19 protein-coding genes and 1 pseudogene are annotated in these 24338 nt (G+C 60.4%); 8 read left to right on the top strand and 12 right to left on the bottom strand.

The features are described from left to right. Positions 1–315 precede the first annotated feature (315 nt). Positions 316–1137, bottom strand: a complete 822-nt coding sequence (locus KP808_RS24905) for a hypothetical protein (protein ID WP_057401778.1) — start codon at positions 1135–1137, stop codon at positions 316–318. 175 nt (positions 1138–1312) lie between these two features. Between KP808_RS24905 and KP808_RS24900 the strand changes: the two genes are divergently transcribed. After that, positions 1313–3241: a RecQ family ATP-dependent DNA helicase gene (locus KP808_RS24900; RefSeq protein ID WP_230017143.1), complete on the top strand. Its 1929-nt coding sequence runs from the start codon at positions 1313–1315 to the stop codon at positions 3239–3241. A 66-nt stretch (positions 3242–3307) separates the two neighbouring features. On the opposite strand, the gene KP808_RS24895 is transcribed toward KP808_RS24900, so the two are convergent. The 5 genes from KP808_RS24895 to yrfG all read right to left on the bottom strand — a co-directional run bounded on the left by KP808_RS24895 (position 3308) and on the right by yrfG (position 8852). Further along, entirely contained in the window at positions 3308–3769 is a 462-nt protein-coding gene (locus KP808_RS24895) for a glycine zipper domain-containing protein (protein WP_230017142.1), read from the bottom strand. A 209-nt stretch (positions 3770–3978) separates the two neighbouring features. Further along, the gene (locus KP808_RS24890) at positions 3979–6315 is read right to left on the bottom strand and encodes an FdhF/YdeP family oxidoreductase (protein WP_005734100.1); all 2337 of its coding nucleotides are present in this window, start codon (positions 6313–6315) and stop codon (positions 3979–3981) included. Further along, positions 6312–7148, bottom strand: coding sequence for a formate dehydrogenase accessory sulfurtransferase FdhD (fdhD, locus tag KP808_RS24885; RefSeq protein WP_058407929.1), 837 nt, complete (start codon positions 7146–7148; stop codon positions 6312–6314). Before fdhD ends, KP808_RS24890 begins: the two co-directional genes overlap by 4 nt. Before the next feature lie 103 nt (positions 7149–7251). Next, positions 7252–8133: a LysR family transcriptional regulator gene (locus KP808_RS24880; protein WP_002551430.1), complete on the bottom strand. Its 882-nt coding sequence runs from the start codon at positions 8131–8133 to the stop codon at positions 7252–7254. Between the two features lie 41 nt (positions 8134–8174). Then, positions 8175–8852, bottom strand: a complete 678-nt coding sequence (gene yrfG / locus KP808_RS24875; RefSeq protein WP_057401776.1) for a GMP/IMP nucleotidase — start codon at positions 8850–8852, stop codon at positions 8175–8177. 96 nt (positions 8853–8948) lie between these two features. Here yrfG and nudE point away from each other — a divergent pair, with 96 nt between their 5' ends. Both nudE and cysQ read left to right on the top strand, forming a co-directional pair. Further along, positions 8949–9515 (top strand): ADP compounds hydrolase NudE, encoded by a 567-nt coding sequence (nudE, locus tag KP808_RS24870; protein ID WP_058400028.1) that lies wholly within the window; start codon positions 8949–8951, stop codon positions 9513–9515. After that, the gene (gene cysQ, locus KP808_RS24865) at positions 9512–10354 is read left to right on the top strand and encodes a 3'(2'),5'-bisphosphate nucleotidase CysQ (RefSeq protein WP_230017141.1); all 843 of its coding nucleotides are present in this window, start codon (positions 9512–9514) and stop codon (positions 10352–10354) included. Before nudE ends, cysQ begins: the two co-directional genes overlap by 4 nt. A 169-nt stretch (positions 10355–10523) precedes the next feature. Here cysQ and KP808_RS24860 read toward each other — a convergent pair whose 3' ends face one another. The 5 genes and pseudogenes from KP808_RS24860 to rfbB form a co-directional block, all read right to left on the bottom strand. After that, complete coding sequence (locus KP808_RS24860) at positions 10524–10997, bottom strand: thioesterase domain-containing protein (RefSeq protein WP_230017140.1); 474 nt, start codon at positions 10995–10997, stop codon at positions 10524–10526. Next, positions 10984–12369 (bottom strand): sigma-54-dependent transcriptional regulator, encoded by a 1386-nt coding sequence (locus tag KP808_RS24855; RefSeq protein WP_058407924.1) that lies wholly within the window; start codon positions 12367–12369, stop codon positions 10984–10986. Before KP808_RS24855 ends, KP808_RS24860 begins: the two co-directional genes overlap by 14 nt. Next, a pseudogene (locus KP808_RS24850) lies at positions 12366–14178 on the bottom strand (sensor histidine kinase). The gene KP808_RS24855 and the pseudogene KP808_RS24850 overlap by 4 nt, the downstream one beginning before the upstream one ends. 170 nt (positions 14179–14348) lie before the next feature. Next, positions 14349–14894 carry a dTDP-4-dehydrorhamnose 3,5-epimerase gene (rfbC, locus tag KP808_RS24845; RefSeq protein WP_058407923.1) on the bottom strand — a complete coding sequence of 182 codons (546 nt, stop codon included), beginning with the start codon at positions 14892–14894 and terminating at the stop codon, positions 14349–14351. An 80-nt stretch (positions 14895–14974) separates the two neighbouring features. After that, positions 14975–16057: a dTDP-glucose 4,6-dehydratase gene (gene rfbB, locus KP808_RS24840; protein WP_230017139.1), complete on the bottom strand. Its 1083-nt coding sequence runs from the start codon at positions 16055–16057 to the stop codon at positions 14975–14977. A 240-nt stretch (positions 16058–16297) separates the two neighbouring features. Here rfbB and KP808_RS24835 point away from each other — a divergent pair, with 240 nt between their 5' ends. The 5 genes from KP808_RS24835 to KP808_RS24815 all read left to right on the top strand — a co-directional run bounded on the left by KP808_RS24835 (position 16298) and on the right by KP808_RS24815 (position 23682). Further along, positions 16298–19210: an aminotransferase gene (locus KP808_RS24835; RefSeq protein ID WP_230017138.1), complete on the top strand. Its 2913-nt coding sequence runs from the start codon at positions 16298–16300 to the stop codon at positions 19208–19210. A 536-nt stretch (positions 19211–19746) separates the two neighbouring features. After that, complete coding sequence (gene aguB, locus KP808_RS24830; RefSeq protein WP_004654103.1) at positions 19747–20625, top strand: N-carbamoylputrescine amidase; 879 nt, start codon at positions 19747–19749, stop codon at positions 20623–20625. 5 nt (positions 20626–20630) lie between these two features. After that, entirely contained in the window at positions 20631–21737 is a 1107-nt protein-coding gene (aguA, locus tag KP808_RS24825; RefSeq protein WP_230017137.1) for an agmatine deiminase, read from the top strand. A 222-nt stretch (positions 21738–21959) separates the two neighbouring features. Then, positions 21960–22193 carry a hypothetical protein gene (locus tag KP808_RS24820; protein WP_080394820.1) on the top strand — a complete coding sequence of 78 codons (234 nt, stop codon included), beginning with the start codon at positions 21960–21962 and terminating at the stop codon, positions 22191–22193. 214 nt (positions 22194–22407) lie between these two features. Beyond that, positions 22408–23682, top strand: a complete 1275-nt coding sequence (locus tag KP808_RS24815) for an OprD family porin (protein WP_004667253.1) — start codon at positions 22408–22410, stop codon at positions 23680–23682. A 37-nt stretch (positions 23683–23719) separates the two neighbouring features. On the opposite strand, the gene KP808_RS24810 is transcribed toward KP808_RS24815, so the two are convergent. Beyond that, positions 23720–24214 (bottom strand): hypothetical protein, encoded by a 495-nt coding sequence (locus KP808_RS24810; RefSeq protein WP_058400036.1) that lies wholly within the window; start codon positions 24212–24214, stop codon positions 23720–23722. Positions 24215–24338: the final 124 nt, after the last annotated feature.

The raw sequence follows: 24338 nt of genomic DNA, 5'->3' as shown, positions 1-24338 counted from the left end.
GTTTGCCGACAGCAAAAATCGCAGGCAATAAAAAACCCGCCGAAGCGGGTTTGTACCAAGACCATTCCAACTCCCTGTCGGCTGCCTTCCCGGCGATGGTCGATCGTCCCTGATCCTGGCGAACTCCTTGTTCGCCAGTTGTTGGATCCAATCTTACGGCGGTGATGGCAGGTGAAAAATAGCCAACCTTCCCCAATGCGTGTAAGCCTTTGGCTATACATGTGTAAGGTTTTGTATGTGGATTGCCGTGAACGCACGCATCAAAAAAACGGTTTTAGCGGCGAAACTGTTGGTCCAGAGGGGTTCAAGGTGTTGCTAAGGCGAGAAAGTCGCCGCCACTTCACAATAACGCTGCTCGGCATTTTTACTGTCCTCGTCGCGATTTCGGGCAGCACGTTTGGTCCACTCCCGGCATTCCTCCTTGAAGTTGACCTGCGCAGCCTTGCGACACTCGCGCCGTTCGAATGAGCGAATGGCGAAGTTTTCGCAGACGCTGTCGCCGTCGATGGTGTTGCCGTAAACCCGCCACTGCGCCCGATAGCGGTTTCTGCCGTCCCATTCACGGATGGAGGCCGTTGCGACGCTGTAGGGCCGAGCCGGGCGAGCGGGGTTGCGTGCAGCGTTGGCCTTGAAGTCGGCCATGTAGTCTGCGGACACCATGCCTTTCGCCGGTTCTGCCTGAGCGGGACGAGGGACCTGGCCAAAGCGACAGTTCAACACGCTCTCATCAATGACATTGCCGCTTTTCATGCAGTTATCCAGCGGCTGCACGGCGGCGGGCTGTTCCCTGGTTGCGGCGACAGGTAAAAGGTCGGGTGCCTTGGTCGACGGCGCCGGCGCGGGGCTTGCCACCATTGTCGGTTCGCTGTCGATCATGGTGGTCTCTGGTTCAGGTGCAGGTCGCTCGACAGGTGGTGCCAGTGCCACCTTTGGGCTTCGTGCATGAGACACAACCAACCCGGCCAGGCAACCCGCAACGATAAGGCCTGCCAGCCATAGCCAGTAGGGCCGCGACTTGCCCGGTCGAGCGCTGAGTTTACGGCTTGGATGTGCGCCCAGAACGACATCGACCTGGCCCGGCACAAGGCGCTGAATGCGGATGATCCCGTCGTCTTCGGGTTGCTGTGTGGAATCCATTCCTGCTCCAGATCAAGCGGTATGAAGGTGAGCGCCGCGCCTGCTGACGCAGCAGGCATGAAATCTCAACGTTATCGGCCACGCGCCGTGTTTCTGTAACGCTTTGGTGGTGTATGCATTTGGCCTGTCGCGCTAAGGTTGGGACCGTTTTGTTTGACTGATGGATGAACCGCGAATGCACCAGCGTCTTGAGCAGGTTTTTGGTTACACGCAGTTCCGGCCAGGCCAGGAGGCAGCGATCAGTGCCGTACTGGCCAGACGCTCGGCTGCGGCGATTTTCCCGACGGGCTCAGGCAAGTCGCTATGTTATCAATTGCCTGCGTTACTGCTGCCCAATTTGACGCTGGTGGTCTCGCCGTTGCTGGCGCTGATTCAGGATCAGCTTGCCTTTTTGCATCGCCACGGCATTGCGGCGGCAAGCATTGATTCGGCGCAAAGCCGCGATGACGTCGCCGACGTCATGGCACGCGCACGCTCCGGAGAGCTGAAGATCCTGATGATCTCGGTCGAGCGCCTCAAGAACGAGCGTTTCCGCAACTTCATCGCCCAGGTGCCGATTTCCTTACTGGTGGTCGACGAGGCGCACTGTATTTCGGAGTGGGGGCATAACTTTCGGCCTGATTATCTGAAGCTGCCGGACTACCAGCGCGAATTCAACATCCCTCAGGCACTGCTGCTGACGGCGACCGCGACACCGCAGGTCATTACTGACATGCAGGACAAATTCGTCATTACCCCGGAGGATGTCATCACCACCGGCTTCTACCGCGCCAACCTGCACCTGTGGGTCAAGCCGGTCAGCGGGCGTGACAAAAGGCGGCTGCTGGTCGAGTGGCTCAATGAGCGGCGCGGCCAACCGACAATTGTTTACGTGACCCTGCAAAAGACAGCCGAATATATCGCCGCGCATCTGGAACAGAATGGCCTGCCCGCCAGCGCCTACCATGCCGGGCTGCCCAACGATCAGCGCGAGTCGATTCAGAAGCGTTTCATGGGCGGCAGCCTGAACTGCATCGTGGCGACCATTGCGTTCGGAATGGGTATCGACAAAAGCGACATCCGTAATGTGGTGCATTTCGACCTGCCCAAATCCATCGAGAACTACAGCCAGGAAATCGGCCGGGCAGGGCGCGATGGTGGTGCCTCGGATTGTCTGGTGCTGGCCAACCGCGACAGCCTCAATGTGCTGGAAAACTTTGTGTATGGCGACACGCCGGAGCGCGAAGGTATCGCCCGTGTGCTGGCGGATCTGCTCGATGCACGCCATGACGGGCAGTGGGAGTTTCTGCTCGGGCCGCTGGCGGATCTCAGCAATATCCGTCAGCTACCGTTGAAGACCCTGCTGGTGCAGCTGGAACTGCGCGGAATCATCGCACCGCGTTACGCTTACTTCGCCGAGTACCGCTTCAAGTTTCTGCTTCAGCCGCACGATCTGATGGCGCGTTTCGAGGGTGAGCGGCGCGAATTCGTTCAGGCGTTGATCGATACGTCCAGCCGGGCGCGGACCTGGGCCACGGTCAACTTCGACGCGATGTACCAGCAATACGGTGCCGAGCGTGGCCGGGTGGTCAAGGCGCTGGATTATTTTCAGGAAAAGGGCTGGATCGAGCTCGAAAGCAAGCAAATGACCGAGGTCTACAGCGTGTTGCGTAGCGACTTTGATGCACAGGCCCTGAGCATCGAATTGCACGATTATTTCGCTCATCACGAGGCCACTGAAGTTGCGCGCATTCATGCAATGCTTGAGGTGTTCTCCAGTGATCAGTGCCTGACTCATCGGCTGGCACGCTACTTCGGTGATCACAACGCGCCCGAGCAATGCGGCCATTGCTCGGTCTGCCACGGTCAGATCGCCCATCTTCCACAGCCTCCCGCGTTGGAGCCTCTGGAGAGCCGGGATTTTCAGCAGGTGTGCGGCGATTTTATCCACAAGCATCAGGACTACACCGGCCAGCCGCCCAGCGCCGAATGCCTGACGCGCTTTCTGTGCGGCATCAGCGTGCCTTTGTTCACCAAACTCAAGGCTCGCGCCACCGGCGGTTTTGCCTTGCTGGAGGATTATCCGTATGCGCAGGTGAGGGCGTGGGTGCAGGCGATGCTCTAAAACAAAACCGGCCGCTCAAGAGCGGCCGGTTTTGATTCATCAGTAAATCAGTAAATAGCGGCTGTATCAGTCACGATGACGACGATGGCCGTGGTGCTTCGGGCGACGGTCATGATCGCGATAGTAGCGACGATCATCACGGCCACCGCGATAACGACGATCATCGCTGCGGCTTTCGTTGCCCATGTAGTTGCCAAGTGCGGCACCACCACCGCCGCCGACCGCCGAGCCGATCAGGCTGCCGGTGCTGCCGCCAACGCTGCGGCCTACAACGTTACCGCCTGCTGCGCCCAGACCGCCGCCAATGGCTGCTTCTGTACGGTTGCGACGGTCTGCACCGACCGCACCGCCGGCTGCGCCACCCAGGCCAGCACCAATCGCTGAACCGGTGCTGCCGCCGAGCTGTTGACCGACGACCGAGCCGAGTACCCCACCCAATGCTCCGCCTGCGCCTGATTCGAGGTTGCCTGCAGAGGCTGCACCGCCGATCAAGGCAAGAGACAACAACAGTATCGAGGAATACTTCATGTATGGAATCTCATAGGGATGACGGCGCGATCTTGGTGTCAAGTGAAGAATGTAGCAATGCAATTCCGACGAGTAACACGATTGCCACACAAACTGCTAAGTTATTGTTTTGGCTAAGGAACTTAAGTCGGAAAAGAGAGTCTGAGGTTACTTGTGAAAGGCCCGTTTCCAGCGAAACGGGCCTTTTTTGTGGGCGTCTTTTAAGGACGTCAGATGATGCGGGCGGACTCTGCCGATCGCTCAAGACGGATGGCTACGAACTTCGACGTCGGCGTGCTGCTGCCGTCGCCAACGCTTTCCAGCGGTACCAGCGGGTTGACCTCTGGGTAGTAGGCCGCAGCCTGACCGGCCGGAATGTCGAACGCCAACAAGGTGAAGCCTTTGACGCGGCGCTCGCGGTTGTCGCTCCAGATTGAGATCACGTCAGCTTTCTGACCCGGCTGAAAGCCCAGACGAATGATGTCGGCTTCGTTGACGAACAGCACATCACGCTGGCCTTTGACACCGCGATAACGGTCGTCCAGGCCATAGATAGTGGTGTTGTACTGATCGTGCGAGCGCATCGATTGCATGATCAGGTCCGGAATCTGCCCGGTCGAGCTGATGTCTTCATGGATCAGGCTCAGCGGCAACGCGTTGGATTTGAAGTTGGCGCGCGTCGAGGCTGTGTTCCAGCGGCGTGCACCGGCGGCGTTGCCCAGGTAGAAGCCACCCGGATGTTTTACGCGCTCGTTGAAGTCTTTGAAGCCGGGGATGGTATCGGCGATCAGGTCGCGAATGCGGTCGTAGTCTTCGACCAGCCACAACCAGTCCACAGGTGCCTTGCCCAGTGTTGCGTTGGCGATACCGGCGATGATCGCAGGCTCGGAACGCATCTGCTTCGACGACGGCTTCAACTGTCCGTTGGACGCGTGGACCATGCTGAACGAATCTTCCACCGTCACGGCTTGTGGGCCGTTGGCCTGGATGTCGATGTCGGTACGGCCGAAGCACGGCAGGATCAGCGCGTCCTTACCATGGAACAGGTGGCTGCGGTTCAGTTTGGTGCTGATCTGTACGGTCAGGTCGCAGTTGCTGAGGGCTTCTGCAGTGCGATGGCTGTCCGGTGTTGCCTGGGCGAAGTTGCCGCCCAGCGCGATGAACACCTTGGCGCGACCTTCGGCCATGGCGTGAATGGCTTCGACCACGTTGTGGCCATTTTCGCGGGGCACTTTGAACTGGAAGCGTTTTTCCAGAGCGTCGAGCAGGAACACCGGTGGGCGCTCGTTGATGCCCATGGTGCGGTCACCCTGCACGTTACTGTGACCGCGCACCGGGCACAGGCCTGCGCCTGGACGGCCAATGTTGCCGCGCAGCAGCATCAGGTTGGCGATTTCCTGAATGGTCGCAACCGAATGGCGGTGCTGGGTGATACCCATTGCCCAGCACATGATGACGTTCTTGCCCTTGGCGTACATGCGTGCTGACTGTTCGATGTCAGTAAGCGGCAGGCCGGACTGCTCGACAATCTCGTCCCAGGACGTGTCATCGATGGCGGCCAGGTATTCAAGCACGCCTTCGGTGTGTTCGTTGAGGAACGCGTGATCAAAGACCGACGGCTCATTCGCCAGCTGTGCATCACGCTCCCATTGCAGCAGGAACTTGGCCATGCCGCGCAACAGCGCCATGTCGCCGCCCAGGGCAGGGCGGAAGTAGGCGGTGTTGGTCGGACGGTCACCGTTGGTGAGCATTTCGACCGGGTGCTGAGGGTGCTGGAAACGCTCCAGACCACGCTCTTTCAACGGGTTGACGCACACCACCTGCGCGCCGCGTTGTACCGCTTCACGCAGGGGTTCCAGCATGCGCGGGTGGTTGGTGCCGGGGTTCTGGCCGAGGACGAAGATGGCGTCGGCGTGTTCGAAGTCTTCGAACGTCACGGTGCCCTTGCCCACGCCGACGCTTTGCGACAGCGCTACACCACTGGCTTCGTGGCACATGTTCGAGCAGTCCGGGAAGTTGTTGGTGCCATAGGCGCGCACGAACAACTGATACAGGTACGCCGCTTCGTTGCTGGCGCGACCCGAGGTGTAGAACTCGGCCATGTTCGGGCTGGGCAGGTTCTTCAGGTGCTTGGCGATCAGCGCGAATGCGTTGTCCCAGCTGATCGGCTTGTAACGGTCAGTTTCGGCATCGTAGGCCAGAGGCTCGGTCAGGCGGCCCTGATACTCAAGCCAGTAGTCGCTCTGCTCCAGCAATGCACTGACGCTGTAGCGGGCGAAGAAGGCCGGATCGACACGGCGTTTGGTGGCTTCCCAGTTGACCGCCTTGGCGCCGTTCTCGCAGAACTTGACCATGCCGCTTTCCGGCGAATCGCCCCACGCGCAGCCAGGGCAGTCGAAGCCGCCATTCTGGTTGGTCTTGAGCATCATGCGCAGGTTCTTCAGCGCGTTGTCACTGCCCAGCCAGTGTTGCGTCACGCTGATCAGTGCGCCCCAGCCGCCTGCCGCACCTTTGTATGGCTTGTAGCGGGGGATAGGTGTCTTGTCGGCTTGATGATGAGTGCTCACGCTTGAATCTCCATCGCAGGGCTATAGACCCGCGGCGCACTGTGCTGCGGCAGGTGAATTAAATTGAGGTTGTGGCGGCGTGCCCATTGCAGGGCCAGGCCGGTGGGCGACGACAGGCTGACCAGGGTCTGGATGCCGGCGCGCAATACTTTCTGAATCAGTTCCAGGCTGCAGCGGCTGGTCACGATGGCGACGCCGCCTGCCAAGGGGATGTCCTGACGGATCAATGCGCCGATCAGCTTGTCCAGCGCGTTATGGCGGCCAATGTCTTCACGTCCCAGCAACAGCTGGCCGTTACCGTCCATGAACACCGCAGCATGCACAGCGCCACAATGGCGGCCAAGCGGCTGGAACTCACCGATGCGCTGACGCAGGCCTTCCAGCCACTCAATCGGCGGCAAGGTTGCGCCGGGCAACACGTTCAGCTCGGGCAGTGCCTGCTCTACCGCTTCAACGCCACAGAGCCCGCAACCGCTGGTGCCGGCCAGTTGCCGACGTTGTTGCTTGAGTTCCCAGAAGGCACGGCTGGCGATTTCGACTTCGGCCTGCATCGCCGAGTCGCAACCGCTGATTTTGAAGTCGTAGATTTCGTCCTGCGAGGCAATGATGCCGCTGCCCAGGCTGAAGCCGACGATAAAGTCTTCCAGATCGGTGGGGCTGACCAGCATGACTGCCTGGCTGATGCCGTTGTAGGCAATCGCCAGTGCCACTTCTTCGGCAAGTTCGTTACGTGCAGAGTCCGTGCCCTCGAGGTTCGAGTAGCTGTAAGACTGGCTTGCTTCGGGGGCTGGCGTAGCAAAGGACGCCGAGCTGACCTTGCGCGTAACGGGCATGGGCTGAAATACCGGCAGAATGACATCTGCAAGACTAGGCCCGTTCTGGTAAGCCGTCTAATCGCTAGTGCTGATGTGCCGATAGATGACGTCGATCAACGCTCTAGCGCGGCATTTCTGCTACCAGTGCAAAGCAGGCTTCAGCCAGTGCCGAGCGCGGTGCACTGCGGCGCATGATCAACCCCAGCCGGGCCAGCGTACGGGCGTCGGCGATCGGGTGCAGGCGCAAATGCTCGGTGAGCGTTTCCAGGCCGCCATCCAGCGGCATGATCGCGCAGCAAAAACCGCCATGGACGGCCTGCAGCAACTGATGAACGGCATCGGTCTGGATCAATGGATTGGGCTGAAGGCCACGGCTGTGGAAGTTGTGATCGATCGATTGGCGAAAATGCATGCCGCTGGTCAGAGTGCCCAGCGGCAATTCGACCAGATCGGCCCAACTCAACGGTTCGTCACCAAAGGTAAAGTGCCGACGGTCATACAGCAGCCCCATGCGCGTGTCGTCCAGGGTCAGCGAGTCGAAGCGTTCGGTGTCCAGCCGTTCCAGGTACGAAACGCCCAGATCGATACGATTGCTCGCCAGTTGTTCCAGCACCTGCTCGGAACTCAGTGACGACAGCTCGAAGCGCAGATTGGGGTGCATCTGGTGCAGCCGGTGCAGCAATGGCAGCGGATCGAAGCTCGACAGCGGCACTACACCCAAGCGCAGTGTGCCGACCAGATGCCCCCGGCAGGCAGCCGCTTCCGCCTGCAGGCCGTCGTAGGCCGCCAGTACCGTGCGTGCCCAGGCCAACACGCGTTCGCCAGGCGCAGTAAAGCCTTCAAAACGCTGGCCCCGATTGACCAGGGGCAAACCGAGCTCTTCTTCCAGATTGCGCAGGCGCATCGACAAGGTGGGCTGGGTGATATTGCAACGCGCAGCCGCATGGCCGAAGTGCCTCGTTTCATCGAGGGCGATCAGAAACTTAAGTTGCTTGATGTCCATATTCACTCCGCTGGGCCGTCCAGACAGCCGATTCTACGCGTTCAGGCTGAAGGATGGAGCACGCCCTTGATCAGCTCCCGATAATCGTCCACCGCAGCGAACTCTTCGGTGTCTTTCGGGCCTTTCTGGCTGTTGGGCTGGCTGACGGCCAGCAAATGGGCTACACCAAAGTGGCGGGCACTGCGCAGGATCGGCAAGGTGTCGTCGATAAACAGACTGCGTGCCGGGTCGAAGGCTGTTTCGGCCTTCAGAGCGTCCCAAAAATGCTGGCTTTCCTTGGGAAAGCCGTAATCGTGAGAGCTGATCAGGCGTTCGAAATAAGGCGCCAGCTCGATTCGCTCCATCTTCAGCGACAACGAATCGCGGTGCGCGTTGGTGATCATGATCACCCGTTTGCCCGCTTGCTTGATGGCGGCGAGAAAGGTCTCGGCGTCCGGGCGCAGTGCAATCATGTGCGCAATTTCGCGTTTCAGGTCGCGAACCGACAGTTTAAGCTCGGCGCTCCAGAAGTCCAGGCAGTACCAATTGAGCGTGCCCGCGTTGTTTTCGAACAGCGGTTTCAACTCCAGCCAGGCCATGGCGAAGCTGATGCCGTGTAGCTCGGCATACCGCTGCGGCAGGTGTTGCATCCAGAAGTGTTCGTCGTAATGCAGGTCGAGCAACGTGCCGTCCATATCCAGCAGGACGGTATCGATTTCGCTCCAGGGCATGGAAAGCATTCAGGCCTCGTCAGGGGTTGAGAGCGGGTAAGCATATCCGACACAGACATCGGGAAAAGCTCGGTATAGTACCTCGTTCATGTAAAGGAGCCTGTCATGCGTCAGAAACCTACCGTACTTGCCCGTGCAATTGTCGCCAGTAGTCGTCTGTTCCGCGTTGAAGAGCTGCAACTGCGCTTTGCCAATGGCGTCGAGCGGACCTACGAGCGTCTGGCCAGCCGGGGGACGGGGCCCGGCGCGGTGATGATCGTGGCCATGCTCGATGCCGACCACGCGGTGTTGATCGAAGAATATTGCGGTGGTACCGATGCCTACGAGCTGTCCCTGCCCAAGGGCCTGATCGAGCCCGGCGAAGACGTGCTGGCGGCCGCCAACCGCGAACTCAAGGAAGAAGCCGGTTTCGGTGCCCGGCAACTGGAATTGTTGACTGAGCTGTCGCTGTCCCCCGGTTACATGAGCCAGAAAATTCAGGTGGTCCTCGCCACTGACCTGTATGAAGAGCGGCTGGAAGGCGACGAGCCCGAGCCGATTCGGGTCGACCGGATCAACCTGCGCGAGCTGTCGAGTCTTGCGCAGAATGCTCAGTTCAGTGAAGGCAGGGCGCTTGCGGCGCTGTACCTGACCCGTGACCTGCTAACCCAGCGTGGATTGTTCCTGCCATGACCGATTCGTTACAAAACCTGCCGCACCCGCTGCTCGCCCCGGTGATTGAACTGGTCCGCCAGGCGGGCGAGGTGATCCTGCCGTTCTGGCGAGCCAATGTCACCGTCACCACCAAGACCGACGACTCGCCAGTGACCGCCGCCGACCTGGCAGCCCATCAGGTATTAGTCGAGGGTTTGCAGGCGCTTGATCCGAGCATTCATGTGCTCTCTGAAGAAGATGCCGACATCCCGCTCAGCGAGCGAGCGAAATGGGAGCGCTGGTGGCTGGTCGATCCGCTGGACGGCACCAAGGAGTTCATCTCCGGCAGTGAAGAGTTCACCGTCAACGTCGCGCTGATCGAACACGGCCGTGTGGTGTTCGGTGTGGTGTCGATGCCCACCAACAACCGTTGTTACTTCGGCGGTGCAGGGCTGGGTGCCTGGCGCAGCGATGACATCGACCACATCCAGCCGATTGCCGTGCGCACTCAGCCGGGCGAAGGGCAGACCTTTACCGTGGTCGCCAGCCGTCGTCATTCCAGCCCGGAGCAGGAGCACTTGCTGGCTGGCCTGTCGAACGGGCTTGGGCATTTGCAACTGACCAATATCGGCAGTTCATTGAAATTCTGCCTGCTGGCCGAAGGTGCTGCCGATTGCTACCCGCGACTGGCCCCGACTTCGCAGTGGGACACCGCTGCGGCGCAAGGCGTGCTTGAAGGCGCTGGTGGCGAAGTGCTGCAACTGGACGGCAAACCGTTCAGCTACCCGGCACGCGAATCGCTGCTCAACCCGTTCTTCCTGGCGTTGCCTGCCAACGCCGAATGGCGTGACAAACTGCTGGTGCTTGCGCAGTCCTGAGGCCGGCTTCAAGGCCTCTGCCCGGCGAGCGTAGGAGCGAACCGGGCGACGCTTCGCTTGCTCGTGAAAGGGCCGGTGAATCCACAGCAAATCCAGTGCTTGAAACGACGCCTTCGCGAACAAGTTCGCTCCCACAGGTCTGCGTCCAGTGCATCAACTGCGCGCAGCCTCACCGGTGCAATACAAACTGCCCGACGAACTTCACGGCCTGTTCTTCGCTGTCCTGCGCGGTAATGCAGGTGTGCAAGGTCAGGCGGGCGCGGCCTCGGCGTTGGTAGGTGGCGATGAATTTGTCCCACTGCGCCAGCTCTTGCGCGTCGCAGCGGACGATGGCGTCGCTGCGTACCGGCAGTGGATAACTGATCTGCCCGTCCTGAATCACGATATGCCCATCGCTGATCCCGGCCTCGCGTAGCCGCAGGTGCAGCCAGCCCCAGCCCGCCAACACTGCGCCGCAATACAGACTGCCGCCGAACAGCGTGTTCTTGTGATTGACGTTAGGTGCCAGTGGCAGGTGCAGGCGCAGAGTCTGGTTGTGCCAGTCGATCACGCGCATGCCCATTTCGCGGGTCAGCGGAATGTCGTGGTGCAGCACCTGCTCAAGCTCGCGGGCTGCGTCATGCTCAGGCTCAATCGTTGTCATCGGAAGCTCCGCTGCTGTCGCCAAACGTCAGGCCGTGTTTACGCAGTTTGTCGTGCAGGGTTTTGCGCGGCACACCCAGCGCTTCCGCCAGGCTGCGAACCGAACTGTGCGGCCGAGCCAGCTCGGCGGCGATCAAGGCCCGTTCGAAGCTTTCCACCTGATCACTCAAGCCGCCGCCCGGCGGTGGCGCCTGCTCTGCATCGCCGCCCTCCAGCTCCAGTTCCAGGCCCAGCGCAAAGCGTTCGGCGGCGTTTTGCAGTTCCCGGACGTTGCCCGGCCAGTTATGACGCAGCAACAGCGCGCGCTGGCCGGGCTTGAGTTCGTGCTTGGGAATGCCGTGGCGCATGCTCGCAGCATCAGCGTAATGCTCGAACAGCATCAGCGCGTCTTCGCCACGTTCGCGCAACGGCGGGATACGCAGCGAGGCCACGTTCAACCGGTAATACAAGTCCGCCCGGAAGCGGCCCTGATCAGCCGCCTGCCGCAGGTCCTCCTTGGTCGCGGCGATGATGCGGATGTCCAGCGGGATCTGCTGATTGCTGCCCATTCGCTCGACCACGCGCTCCTGCAACAGGCGCAGCAGTTTGACCTGTACGTCCAGGCTCATGCTTTCGATTTCATCGAGGAACAGTGTGCCGCCGTTGGCAAACTCGAACTTGCCGATACGTCGCTTCTGCGCGCCGGTAAAGGCACCGGGCTCATGGCCGAACAGCTCGCTTTCCACCACCGATTCAGCCAGCGCCCCGGCGTTGATCGCCACGAACGGGCCGCTGCGGCGGTTGGACAGGTCGTGCAGTGCGCGCGCCACCACTTCTTTACCCGCACCGGTTTCGCCGAGGATCAACACGTCAGCGCGAGTCCCGGCCAACGCCCCGATCTGCTCGCGCAGACGCAGGATTGGCGGTGACTGACCGATCAGCCGTGTGCTCAATTGCTGGCGATCGCTCAGGGCCAGGCGCAGGCTGCGGTTATCCAGCACCAGACGGCGCAGCGCCAGAGCCCGGCGCACGCTGTCGAGCATGGCGTCGCTGGCGAAGGGCTTTTCCAGAAAATCGTAGGCTCCGGCGCGCATGGCTTTGACCGCCAGCGGCACATCGCCGTGACCGGTGATCAGCAGCACCGGCAGGTCAGGGTCCTGCGCGTGAAGCTGGTCGAGCAGTTCCAGGCCATCCATGCCCTGCATGCGGATATCGCTGACCACCACGCCAGGCCAGTCGCGGCCGATGCGTTCGGCCAGCCCGGTTGCCTCGGACAGCGACAGAACGTTCAGTCCAGCCAGGTCCAGGGTCTGGCGAAGCGCCTGACGCAGGTGCGAGTCGTCGTCGATCAGCACCACCTGAATCTGGCTGTCGATGGCTGTGTCCGAACTCATGCGGAAAGGTCCTCTGGCGGTTGAAGATTGGCCCCGGAAGCGCCGGCACGCAGGCGCAGGGTAAGCACTGCGCCGCCGCTCGGATGGTTGGCGAACAGCAATTCGCCGCCCAGCGCGCGCATCAGCGTATCGCAGATCGCCAGACCCAGGCCAAGGCCCTGAGTGCGGGTCTTGGTCGTGAAGAACGGCTCGCGAGCCCGCGCCAGTGCTTCCTGAGAAAATCCGGGGCCGCCGTTGTCACGAATGTACAGATTGACGCCCTCGGCAGTTTGCTCGGCACTTATCCACAGCCTGCGCGGCGGGCCTTTTTCGGTGAGGGCGTCCAGCGCGTTGGCGATCAGATTGCCAAGCACCTGGCGCAGGCGGGTTTCACCGGCCTGCACCCACAGCGTTGCGTCCGGCAGGTCCCGGATCAGTTCGACTTCCATGGCGCGCCGCCTTGGCCAGCAACGCCAGCGCATCGTCCAGCGCCGGTTGCAGTGCAACGCTTTCAGGGGCGTGCCGGTCACGGCGGGCGAAGGCACGCAAGTGAGCAATGATCGAGGCCATGCGCCCGGTCAGCTCGCTGATCAGCTTGAGGTTGCCGCGCGCGTCTTCGGTGCGCTGATGATCAAGCAGCACTTCGGCGTTTTCGGCGTAACTGCGAATGGCGGCCAGGGGCTGATTCAATTCGTGGCTGATGCTCGCCGACATGGTGCCCAGCGCGGTCAGCTTGCTGGTCTGCACCAGTTCGTCCTGAGCCTGCACCAGTTCCTGCTGCGCCTGTTCGCGCTCCAGCACTTCCTGACGCAGACGACTGTTGAGCCCTTCCAGATCGCTGGTGCGCTCGATAACCCGCATTTCCAGCTCGCGACGTGCCTTGGCTTCGAAGGCGATGCGGTCCAGATAATGACGGCGACGCTGCATCATCAGCCCCAGCAACAACATCAGCACCAGAAGCGCTGCGCCGCCAATCGCCACCACCGTGCGTACCTGGCGGTCGACAAGGGCGCGAGGCGCGAGAATGTTGACGTTCCAGCCGGTTTCTTCGATGGCCTGGGTCTGGGTCAGCCAGGCATGTTCATCAATCCTCAGGGGCCTTGGATCGCGGGTCGGGTAGGACTGAATCGCGACGATGGCCTTTTTCTCGTCATCGGTCAGGTCGCGGGTCGCCCGAAAGCGCCACTCAGGGTTGGAGGTCAGGATTACCACGCCGTTCTGATCGGTCAGCAGCAGTTGCTCGGGCGTCTTGCCCCACAGGGTTTCGGTGTGGTCCAGGTCGACCTTGACCACCAGCACGCCGATCACCCGATCACCATCGCGCACCGGGCCTGCGAAGAAGTAACCACGCTTGGCCGACGTGGTGCCAAGGCCGAAGAAGCGCCCGGTTCTGCCCGCCAGAGCATCGATGAAATAGGGTCTGAAGGAAAAGTTTCGGCCGATGAAGCTGTCCTTCTGTTCCGAGTTCGAGGCGGCCAGGGTCAAGCCGTTGGCGTCCATCAGGTACATGACGTCGGCACCGGTCTGGCGCGTTATCTCGCTGAGTAGACGATTGGCGTTTTTCAGCGTGGTGACATCGCTCGGTGCGGCCAGTGCGCCGCGCAATGCGGGCAGGTCGCCGAGAATCTGCGGCAGGGTTTCATAACGGTGCAGAGTGCCGAGCAGGTTGGCGACGTACAGGTCCAGGGTCTGGCGGTTCTGGTTGGCCAGCACGTTGCGGTAATAACGTTCGGCCAGATGCTCCAGCGGCCACAGCAGCGGCGCCAGGCACAGTGCCAGAAGGGCAAGGCTGCGCCAGCGAGGGCGAGGCGGCAGAGCAGCAGAAGTCATGGTCATGGATTGGCCGTCGCCGAAGGGTTGGCGATGCCTGTCGGCGACAAGGCCGGTACAGGCAACAGAAACACCCGGTCGATCCTGACGTGGGCATCAGGCGCGTATTATGCCCGCCGCTGGCTTGTCAGGCATCCGGACATTACGCCGGGTGGCCTGTGATCATGTGTTCAGGGAAACAGATCGGCTTCTTTCAGGCGTTTGCCTTGCTGGTCTTTGGCCGACAGATTGGGCTGGCCGTCGAATTGCCAGTCGATGGCCAGGTCCGGGTCGTTCCAGGCGATGCAACGCTCAGCTGACGGCGTATAGTAGTCGGTGGTCTTGTAGAGAAACTCGGCATTCTCGCTGAGTACTACGAAGCCATGCGCAAAACCTTCCGGCACCCACAGCTGCCGGGCGTTTTCAGCGGACAGCTCGACGCCGACCCACTGACCGAAGTTCGGCGAACTGCGGCGAATGTCCACGGCCACATCCAGCACCTTGCCAACGGTGACGCGCACCAGTTTGCCCTGGGCGTTTTCGATCTGGTAATGCAGGCCGCGCAGCACGCCTTGCTGCGAACGCGAGTGGTTGTCCTGCACGAACTCACGGGTCAGGCCAGTAGCAGCCTGAAAAGCCTTGGCGTTGAAGCTTTCATAGAAGAAGCCTCGTTCATCACCGAATACCTTGGGTTCCAGAATCAGGACTTCCGGCAATTTTGTCGCTACTACGTTCACGTGGCTTCCCCTGCAATCTTCAATAAATGGTGGCAGCTCGACAGTCTGCACTCACGCGCGTCTGCCGAAACGTAGGGCTATCAGGCAATCAGGTCCTTTGGGTCGGTAAAACCAAGTCGTTCGCCCTGATAACTGCCGTCCTGAACCCGGCGGCACCAGTCCAGGTTGTCCAGATACCACTGCACCGTCTTGCGCAGCCCGGACTCGAAGGTTTCTTCGGGCGTCCAGCCCAGGTCGTTGTCGATTTTGCTGGCATTGATGGCATAGCGCTGGTCGTGGCCCGGACGGTCAACCACGTAGGTGATCAGGTCGCTGTATTGCGCAACGCCCGTCGGATGCTGCGGGGCCAGCTCATCGAGCAGCGCACAGATACCGCGGACGACGTCGATGTTTTTCTGCTCGTTATGGCCGCCGATGTTGTAGGTCTCGCCGACTTTGCCTTCGGTCACGACCTTGAGCAGTGCCCGTGCGTGATCCTCGACGTACAGCCAGTCGCGCACCTGCAGGCCATTGCCGTACACCGGCAGCGGCTTGCCCGCCAGGGCGTTGAGAATCACCAGCGGGATGAGCTTTTCGGGAAAGTGGAACGGCCCATAGTTGTTGGAACAGTTGGTCACCACCACAGGCAGACCATAGGTGCGATGCCAGGCACGCACCAGGTGATCGGACGCCGCCTTGCTCGCCGAGTAGGGCGAGCTGGGCGCATACGGCGTGGTTTCGGTAAACAGATCATCGACGCCGTGCAGGTCGCCATACACCTCATCGGTAGAGATATGGTGAAAGCGGAACGCTTGACGTTCAGTTTCCGGGAGTTTCAGCCAGTAAGCGCGCGTGGCTTCCAGCAGGCTGTAGGTGCCGACGATGTTGGTCTGAATGAACTCGGCCGGGCCATCGATGGAGCGGTCGACGTGGGACTCAGCCGCCAGATGCATGATCGCCTGCGGCGCGAACCGCTCCAGCATCGCACTGACGCTGGCCTGATCGCAGATATCCGCCTGCACGAACTCATAGCGCGTGTCGGTCGCAATGGACTGCAACGATTCAAGGTTGCCCGCGTAGGTCAGTTTGTCGAAGTTCAGCACTTCGTGTTCGGTGTTGTTTATCAGGTGGCGGATCAGTGCAGAACCAATGAAACCTGCGCCCCCGGTAACGAGTATTCGCATTAACTGACCTTCTTGTGTGTTTTGACGTAATAGCAGCATAGCGCTTGAGCGCATATGGCGAGATAAGGCCATTAAACCCGAGCAGGCGGTTGAATAAAACTCTGGCGGGCTTCCAACACTGAAGTACTCGTGCTGATGGGGAGTGCAGAGCAATCCCCCGGCAATGCCCTTATAGTTGCGCGACTGCCCATGACGCCTTGCTCGTCGAGGCCGGGCCTTCCAACAAGATCGAGGTTCTCCATGCCGCTTGCCACGCTCATCCGCCGGTCCAGTCTGCCTTGCCCCGAGGTGAGCGTGGATCAGGCGCTGCAGTTGCTCGCGCAGCATTACGGCTTGAGCGGCACGCTGAAAACGCTGGGCAGCCAGCAGGATCGCAACTTTCTACTTGAAACCGACACGCGGCGTTATGTGCTGAAAATCTGCCACGGGGCCTATTCAACCACTGAACTGAACGCCCAGCACGCGGCGCTGCAACACCTGAGCAGCCACAGCGCCGTTGGCGTGCCCGGCGTGATTGGCGCCAATGACGGCGAGCAACTGCTATCCATCAGGATCGACGGGCAGGCGGTTCACGTGCGCTTGCTTGAATTCATTGATGGGCAGTCATTGGGGCACGCCGGGCATCTGGGCCATGAGGTGGTGGTCGGGTTGGGCGAACTGTGTGCCCGTGTAGACCTGGCACTGGCAGGCTTCGAGCATCCTGGCCTGGAGCGCATTCTGCAATGGGATCCGCGCCACGCTCATGCGCTGATCAAGCACCTGCTGCCGGTGATCAAGGACGCCGACGCTCGCGCCTGTGTCATCGAGGCTGGTGAACAGGCTCATCGTCGTTTGTTGCCATTGATAGCAGCGCTGCCGATACAGGCGGTGCATCTGGACATCACCGAGCACAACGTGGTCTGGCTGCGTGATGCACAGCGCCAATGGCAATTGCAGGGGTTGATCGACTTCGGCGATCTGGTCAGCACCTGGCGAGTGGCCGACCTGTCGGTGACCTGCGCGGCGCTGCTGCACCATGCCGACGGCGACCCGCTGTACATCCTGCCAGCCATTCGCGCCTACCACGCCCTCAATCCGCTGAAGACCGAAGAATTGCAGGCGCTCTGGCCGCTGATCGTCGCTCGATCCGCGGTGCTGGTGCTCAGCAGCGAACAGCAGGCCAGCATCGAGCCGGACAACGCGTACATCCAGGCCAACCTTGCCGGGGAATGGAACATCTTCGACGTCGCCACTTCGGTGCCGATGGCGCTGATGGAAGCGGCGATTCTGCAGGCCGTGGGTGTGGGATTTCCGTCTGCCGGTCAGCCCGCTTACCAGCCTATGCTGCCCGCTCTGCAGGGGCTCAAGCCGACAGTGGTGGATCTGGGCGTGCTCAGTGAGCACTTTGTAGCAGGCAACTGGGAGCAAAGTGGCATTGATGAATACCTGCTCTCCCAGGCTGCGGGTGACGATGGCCTGTCTGCCAGCCGCTTTGGGGAATACCGGTTGTCGCGCACCTTGCCTGACAGCGCGAAGGAGCCCGAAACCTTCGCCCTGCACGTTGAATTGCATGTGCCCGCGGAAACGGCGCTGCATGCACCGTTCAACGGCACTCTGCGGCTGACCGCGGATGCTGCATTGTTGCTGGTCGGGGAAGGCATAAGTCTGAAGCTGTGGGGCGTGCTGCCGGATGCTTCACTGGCTGATCAAGTATCAGCAGGCGCGTTGATCGGGCAGGGCGGTGGTTCGCTGTTGCTGCAACTGTGCACCATGGCAGACCTCAGCCCGCCGCTGTTCACCACACCTGCCTGGGCGGCAGCCTGGCGCACAGTGTGCCCGTCGCCATCGGCCTTGCTCGGTTTTGATTGTGACGCGCCAGCGCTCGCAGACGCCGCGCAGTTGCTGGCGCGGCGGGATGCCAGCTTCGCCCGCTCGCAAAAACACTACTATCAGGCTCCGCCGCAGATCGAGCGTGGCTGGCGCAATCACCTGATCGACATGCAGGGCCGTTCCTATCTGGACATGCTCAATAACGTCGCGGTCCTCGGCCACGGCCACCCGCGCATGGCCCATGAAGCGGCTCGTCAGTGGTCGCTGCTCAACACCAACTCGCGCTTTCATTACGCGGCAATTGCCGAGTTCTCCGAGCGTTTGCTCAAGCTGGCGCCCGAGGGCATGGACCGCGTGTTTCTGGTCAACAGCGGCACCGAGGCCAACGACCTGGCAATCAGGCTGGCCTGGGCCTACAGCGGCGGACGCGACATGCTGAGTGTGCTGGAGGCGTATCACGGCTGGTCGGTGGCGACCGACGCCATTTCCACCTCGATTGCCGACAACCCGCAGGCACTCAGCACCCGCCCGGACTGGGTGCATCCGGTCACCGCACCCAATACCTATCGCGGGCCGTTTCGTGGCGCTGACAGTGCGCCGGAGTATGTGCGCAGCGTCGATCAGGTACTCGCCACGCTGGCAGAGCAGCAACGGCAGGTGGCAGGCTTTATCTGCGAGCCGGTGTACGGCAATGCGGGCGGGATTTCCCTGCCTGCGGGTTATCTGCAACAGGTGTATCAGAAGATCCGCGCAGTGGGTGGCGTGTGCATTGCCGATGAGGTGCAGGTGGGTTACGGCCGTCTTGGGCATTACTTCTGGGGCTTCGAAGAGCAGGGCGTGGTGCCGGACATCATCAGCATGGCCAAGGGTATGGGCAACGGCCATCCGCTGGGCGCGGTCATCACCCGTCGTGAGATCGCCGAGGCGCTGGAGGCCGAGGGCTATTTCTTCTCCTCATCCGGTGGCAGCCCGGTCAGTTGCCGTATCGGCATTGCGGTGCTGGACGTCATGGAGGAAGAAAAGCTCTGGGACAACGCCCGGCTCGTGGGCGATCACTTCAAGGCGCGCCTGCTGGCACTGGCCGATAAACATCCGCTGGTAGGCGCGGTGCATGGCATGGGGTTTTATCTGGGCATGGAGCTGGTCCGCGACCGTCAGACCCTGGAACCCGCCACAGAAGAAACCGCGCAGCTTTGCGAACGCCTGCGTGAACTGGGCATCTTCATGCAGCCGACCGGCGACCACTTGAACATCCTCAAAATCAAACCCCCGATGTGCACCACCCGGCAAAGCGTGGATTTTTTCGTCGACAACGTATCGAAAGTGCTCCTCGAGCTGGAATAGAGGACGCAGAGCGTCCAGAACCGCATACCCACGCGGAGCATGGGCACGATAGGTGGTGCCCGGGCACCCACCGTTCCGCATGCACCGGCGAGGGAATGGGCACGATAGGTGGCGCTTGGACACCCATCGTTCCGCACGCCCCAGCGAGGGAATGGGTACGATAGGTGGCGCCCGGGGGCCCACCGTTCCGCATGCACCAGCGAGGGAATGGGTACGATAGGTGGCGCTCGGGCACCATCTTTCCGCACGCACCAGCGGGGGAATGGGCACGATAGGTGGCGCCCGGGGGCCCATCGTTCCGCACGCTCCAGCGTGGGAATGCCGTTCGTGACGCTCCGCGTCACACCCAGCTTGGGGAATGGGCAATGTCATGAATTTTAAGCCGATTAATATCGGTAAAAATAACAAAATATAGTGAGCGGAACAAGATTTTAGCTTTTAATGCCGATTTATATCCGCTATAAAGGCGTTCATAATCGTCATCGCTCGTCTGCTATGGTGATAAGTCCTTTGCATCCGCCCCTGGAGATATTTTCATGAGCCGTATCGTTTCTGTCGCTGCTACCCAGATGGCCTGTTCCTGGGATCTGGAAGCCAACATCGAGACCGCTGAAAAGCTGGTGCGTGAAGCTGCCGCCAAGGGTGCACAGATCATCCTGATTCAGGAACTGTTCGAAACCCCGTACTTCTGCCAGAAGCCGAACCCGGACTATCTGCAGTTGGCGACTACTATCGAATCCAACGTCGCAATCAAGCATTTCCAGAAGCTCGCCAAAGAGCTGCAGGTTGTTCTGCCGATCAGCTTCTTCGAGCTGGCCGGCCGTGCACGTTTCAATACCATTGCGATCATCGACGCAGACGGCACCAACCTGGGCATCTACCGCAAGAGCCACATCCCGGACGGCCCCGGCTACCACGAAAAGTACTACTTCAACCCAGGCGACACCGGCTTCAAGGTCTGGCAGACCCGCTACGCGAAAATCGGCGTCGGCATCTGCTGGGACCAGTGGTTCCCGGAGTGCGCACGCAGCATGGCGTTGCAGGGCGCAGAAATTCTGTTCTACCCGACCGCCATCGGCAGCGAGCCACACGATAAAACCATCAGCTCCCGCGACCACTGGCAGCGCGTGCAGCAAGGCCATGCCGGCGCTAACCTGATGCCGCTGATCGCCAGCAACCGCATCGGTAACGAAGAGCAGGATGGCTACGACATCACCTTCTATGGCTCGTCGTTCATTGCCAACCAGTTCGGTGAAAAAGTCGCCGAGCTCAACGAAACCGAAGAAGGCGTACTGGTCCACAGCTTCGACCTTGACGAGCTGGAGCACATTCGCAGCGCGTGGGGCACGTTCCGTGATCGCCGTCCGAACCTGTACGGCGCGGTGAAGACCCTCGACGGTTCGCTGGAGTCCTGATCGCCATGACCACGCTCAATAGCACGCCACGCGCCGACGGTTTCCACATGCCTGCCGAATGGGCACCGCAAACCCAGGTCTGGATGGTCTGGCCCGAGCGCCCGGACAACTGGCGCCTGGGCGGCAAGCCCGCCCAGGCCGCCCACGTTGCCATCGCCAAGGCCATCGCCCGCTTTGAGCCGGTTACCGTGGGTGTGTCTGCCGCGCAGTACGACAACGCCCGCGCACGGTTGGACATGCCGAACATCCGGGTCGTGGAAATGAGCAGCAACGACGCCTGGGTGCGCGACAGCGGCCCGACGTTCGTCATTAACGAGCGTGGCGAAGTACGCGGTGTGAACTGGGAATTCAATGCCTGGGGTGGCTTCGACGGCGGGTTGTATGCGCCGTGGAACCTGGACTCTCAACTGGGCAGCAAGGTACTGGAAATCGAGCGCTGCCCGCGTTACGTCACCGAAGGCTTCGTGCTGGAAGGCGGCTCGATTCACGTTGACGGCGAAGGCACACTGATTACCACCGAAGAGTGCCTGCTCAATCGCAACCGCAACCCGCACCTGACCCGCGAACAGATCGAAGCAATCCTCGGTGATTATCTGGCTGTGGATAAAGTCGTCTGGCTGCCGGATGGTCTGTTCAACGACGAAACCGACGGGCATGTGGATAACTTCTGTTGCTACATTCGTCCGGGCGAGGTGTTACTGGCCTGGACCGATGATCCCGAAGACCCCAACTATTCACGTTGCCATGCGGCGCTGGGTATTTTGGAAAACACACTGGATGCAAAGGGGCGCGCGTTTATCGTTCATAAAATGCCGATTCCTGGCCCATTGTTCGCCACAGAAGAAGAATGTGCAGGCGTCGATCAGGTGCACGGCAGCCAGGAACGCAACCCTTCGGTGCGTTTGGCCGGGTCCTATGTGAACTTCCTTATCGTCAATGGCGGCATCATTGCGCCGAGCTTCGACGATCCGATGGACGAAAAGGCCCTTGAAATACTGCAAACGCTGTTTCCAGAACACGAAGTGGTGATGGCACCTGGCCGCGAATTACTGCTGGGTGGCGGCAATATCCACTGCCTGACGCAACAGCAACCGGCACCTCACAACGCCTAGTTAGAAATAACTAGTAACATCGGATGGGCGCAACTGGTCCCGTTCTTGCTGTACCAAGCCCATCACCCGATGGGCTTTTTGTTTTTACCTGTCGAGTAACATCCTGTAACAGATGTGCAGGTCGCTATTCCTGAAGCAGGTTGGTAAACCTTCGTCTTCTTAGCTTGACTGTCATATGGCGTGAGTAGATTTAGCCCCTCATGAAATCAAGAGGTTTTCGTTATGAACGCAGGTATGAACCAGCAGCGTGCTCGTGGTTTTTCTGCTTCTCTCAGTAACGAGGCCCGCCAGCTAGTGGCGGATTGGTTAAGGACGACCAAGCCCGCGAAATCCAGACCGGATGTTCGCGCAATGTTGTTACAGCGTTACCCGGCAGGCCTGTTCAACGATGCCGAGCTCGAAGCGTTGCTCCGCGTGTTGACCGAGCGTGTTGATTGCTCCGGCAACCTTGGCTGAGCCGCTCTAGGCCGGCCATCTGCGTGTTTGACACCCCCATGCGTCGGGACTAGGATTCGCGTCCCACCGTCTGCGGCTCAACCCTGTACGTGCATCAGCAGTCCACTGCGATGAATTCGTGTCGCCTCCTATACTGCTTGTTCAGAGGCTGGAGGCCCCGATAGCCATTGGCTGTCGCTGCAGCGCGTGTCAATTCGCAGAAAAGGAAGACAAGATGCTTAACAAACGTATGGGCATGCTCGCTTTGGGCATCATCAGCGCAAGTCAGGCCATGGCCGAAGGGCAGGCAGACTCGAAGGGTTTCGTCGAAGACAGCAGGCTGATCGTCAACCTGCGTAACGCCTACATCAATCGCGACTACAAGAACGACCGTGAAGACAAGTCCGAATGGGGCCAGGCTTTCATGGGCAACTTCGCGTCCGGTTTCACTCAGGGCACTGTGGGCGTCGGCGTTGATGCCTTTGCCCTGTACGGCATCCGTCTGGATGGTGGCAAGGGTCGCAGCGGCAATGGCGGCATCGATTTTTTCAAGCAGGGTGACAGCGGCGCTGCTGCCGATGACCTGTCCCGTGCAGGCGCGGCGGTAAAGGCCCGTATCTCCAATACCGTCATCAAGTATGGCGACCAGATGCCTCAGTTGCCGGTGCTCAGTTACGACAACTCCCGTCTGCTGCCGGAAAGCTACACCGGCACCATGATCACCTCCAAAGAGATCGACGGGCTTGAAGTGGTTGCCGGACGTTTCACCCAGGAGGCGCGTAAAAGTGCTGAGGGTCGCGACAGTGGTGATCTGAAAAGCATCAACGTCTACGGTGCCAGCTACAAGTTCACCGATGCATTCAGTGCCGCTTTCTACGCCTCCGACAACGAAGACGTGCTCAAGAAGCAGTACGTCAACCTGAACTACGTCTTTGCGCTGCCGCAAGATCAGTCGCTGACCTTCGACTTCAACGGCTACAAGACCAAGCTGGACAAGGACTTCACCACCAGCGATGCGCGTGACAACAAAATCTGGAGCCTGGCCGCGACCTGGGCTGTGGGCATCCACTCCTTCACCCTCGCACACCAGCGCAGCACCGGCGACATGGGCTACGCCTACGGCGGCTACCGCAACGATGGCGGCTTTGGTGATGGCGGCAACACCATCTACCTCGCCAACTCCTACTGGTCCGACTTCAACGGCAAGGACGAGCGCTCGTGGCAGGCTGCCTACGGCGTCGACCTGTCCGGTCTGGTCCTGCCCGGTCTGAGCTACAAAGCTGCTTATGTACGCGGCGACAACATTGACGACGGCACGCCTGGAAGCGGCGATGGCACCGAACGCGAGATCTTCAGCCAGCTGACCTACGTGGTTCAGAGCGGTCCGGCCAAGGACCTCTCGATCCGCCTGCGCAACTCGTTCCTGCGCGTCTCGGATGATGCGTTGGCGTACAACAGCGAAGGCAACGAGACGCGTATCTTCGTCGACTACCCGATCAACGTTTTCTGATCCGAGGGCGGCGGCCTGGTAAAGGCCGTCGCCTGACTCAGTCCGCGACCAACTGAACAAACACCGCGAAGCTGCCGAGGAATATCCAGAAAAAGCTGAACAGCCAAGGGCTGCGCTTGGAGAACAGCAAGGACTTTTTCGGCCCGGTTTCGCTGGATTCCCAATCGCTGAACAGCGGTGAGTCGTCATAGGTCAGCCCGATGACCGGCTCGCTGAGCAGCAACTGAGCCTGTTTGTGATGCCAGTGCTGAATGATGTCGCACGCTGCCCGAATGCCCGGCCAGGCGAACAGCGTACTGAGCAGCCCCAGCAAGGCCAGCATCGGCGGCACCACCAGCGTGAACATCGCGCCCCATTCAGTGTTCATGTTCGCCATGGACGACGCGTAAGCAATCACCAGAAACGACTGCGCCGATAAATAGGCGTTGGTGCGGTTGGACAGGTTGGTGGTTTCGTAATGAATTTCGCGTCGATAGAAATCCAGCCGTTCCTTGGGCGAGCCAAACAATTTGACCTGCTGCTCATCCACCACGCTTTGGGGTGTCTGATCCGTAATGATTCTGGGCACTGGCGTTACCGATTTGTAAAAGATGCTGGATAGACTCCCTTGTGCATCGAGCAGTTCGGCTTAAATCCCCGCATAAGGGACCGTTCAT

It is taken from the genome of Pseudomonas savastanoi (assembly GCF_020917325.1).
GTDB classification, from domain to species: domain Bacteria; phylum Pseudomonadota; class Gammaproteobacteria; order Pseudomonadales; family Pseudomonadaceae; genus Aquipseudomonas; species Aquipseudomonas amygdali.
The sequence above is the reverse complement of the archived record's forward strand: the minus strand, read 5'-3'. Positions and strand labels throughout refer to the sequence as shown.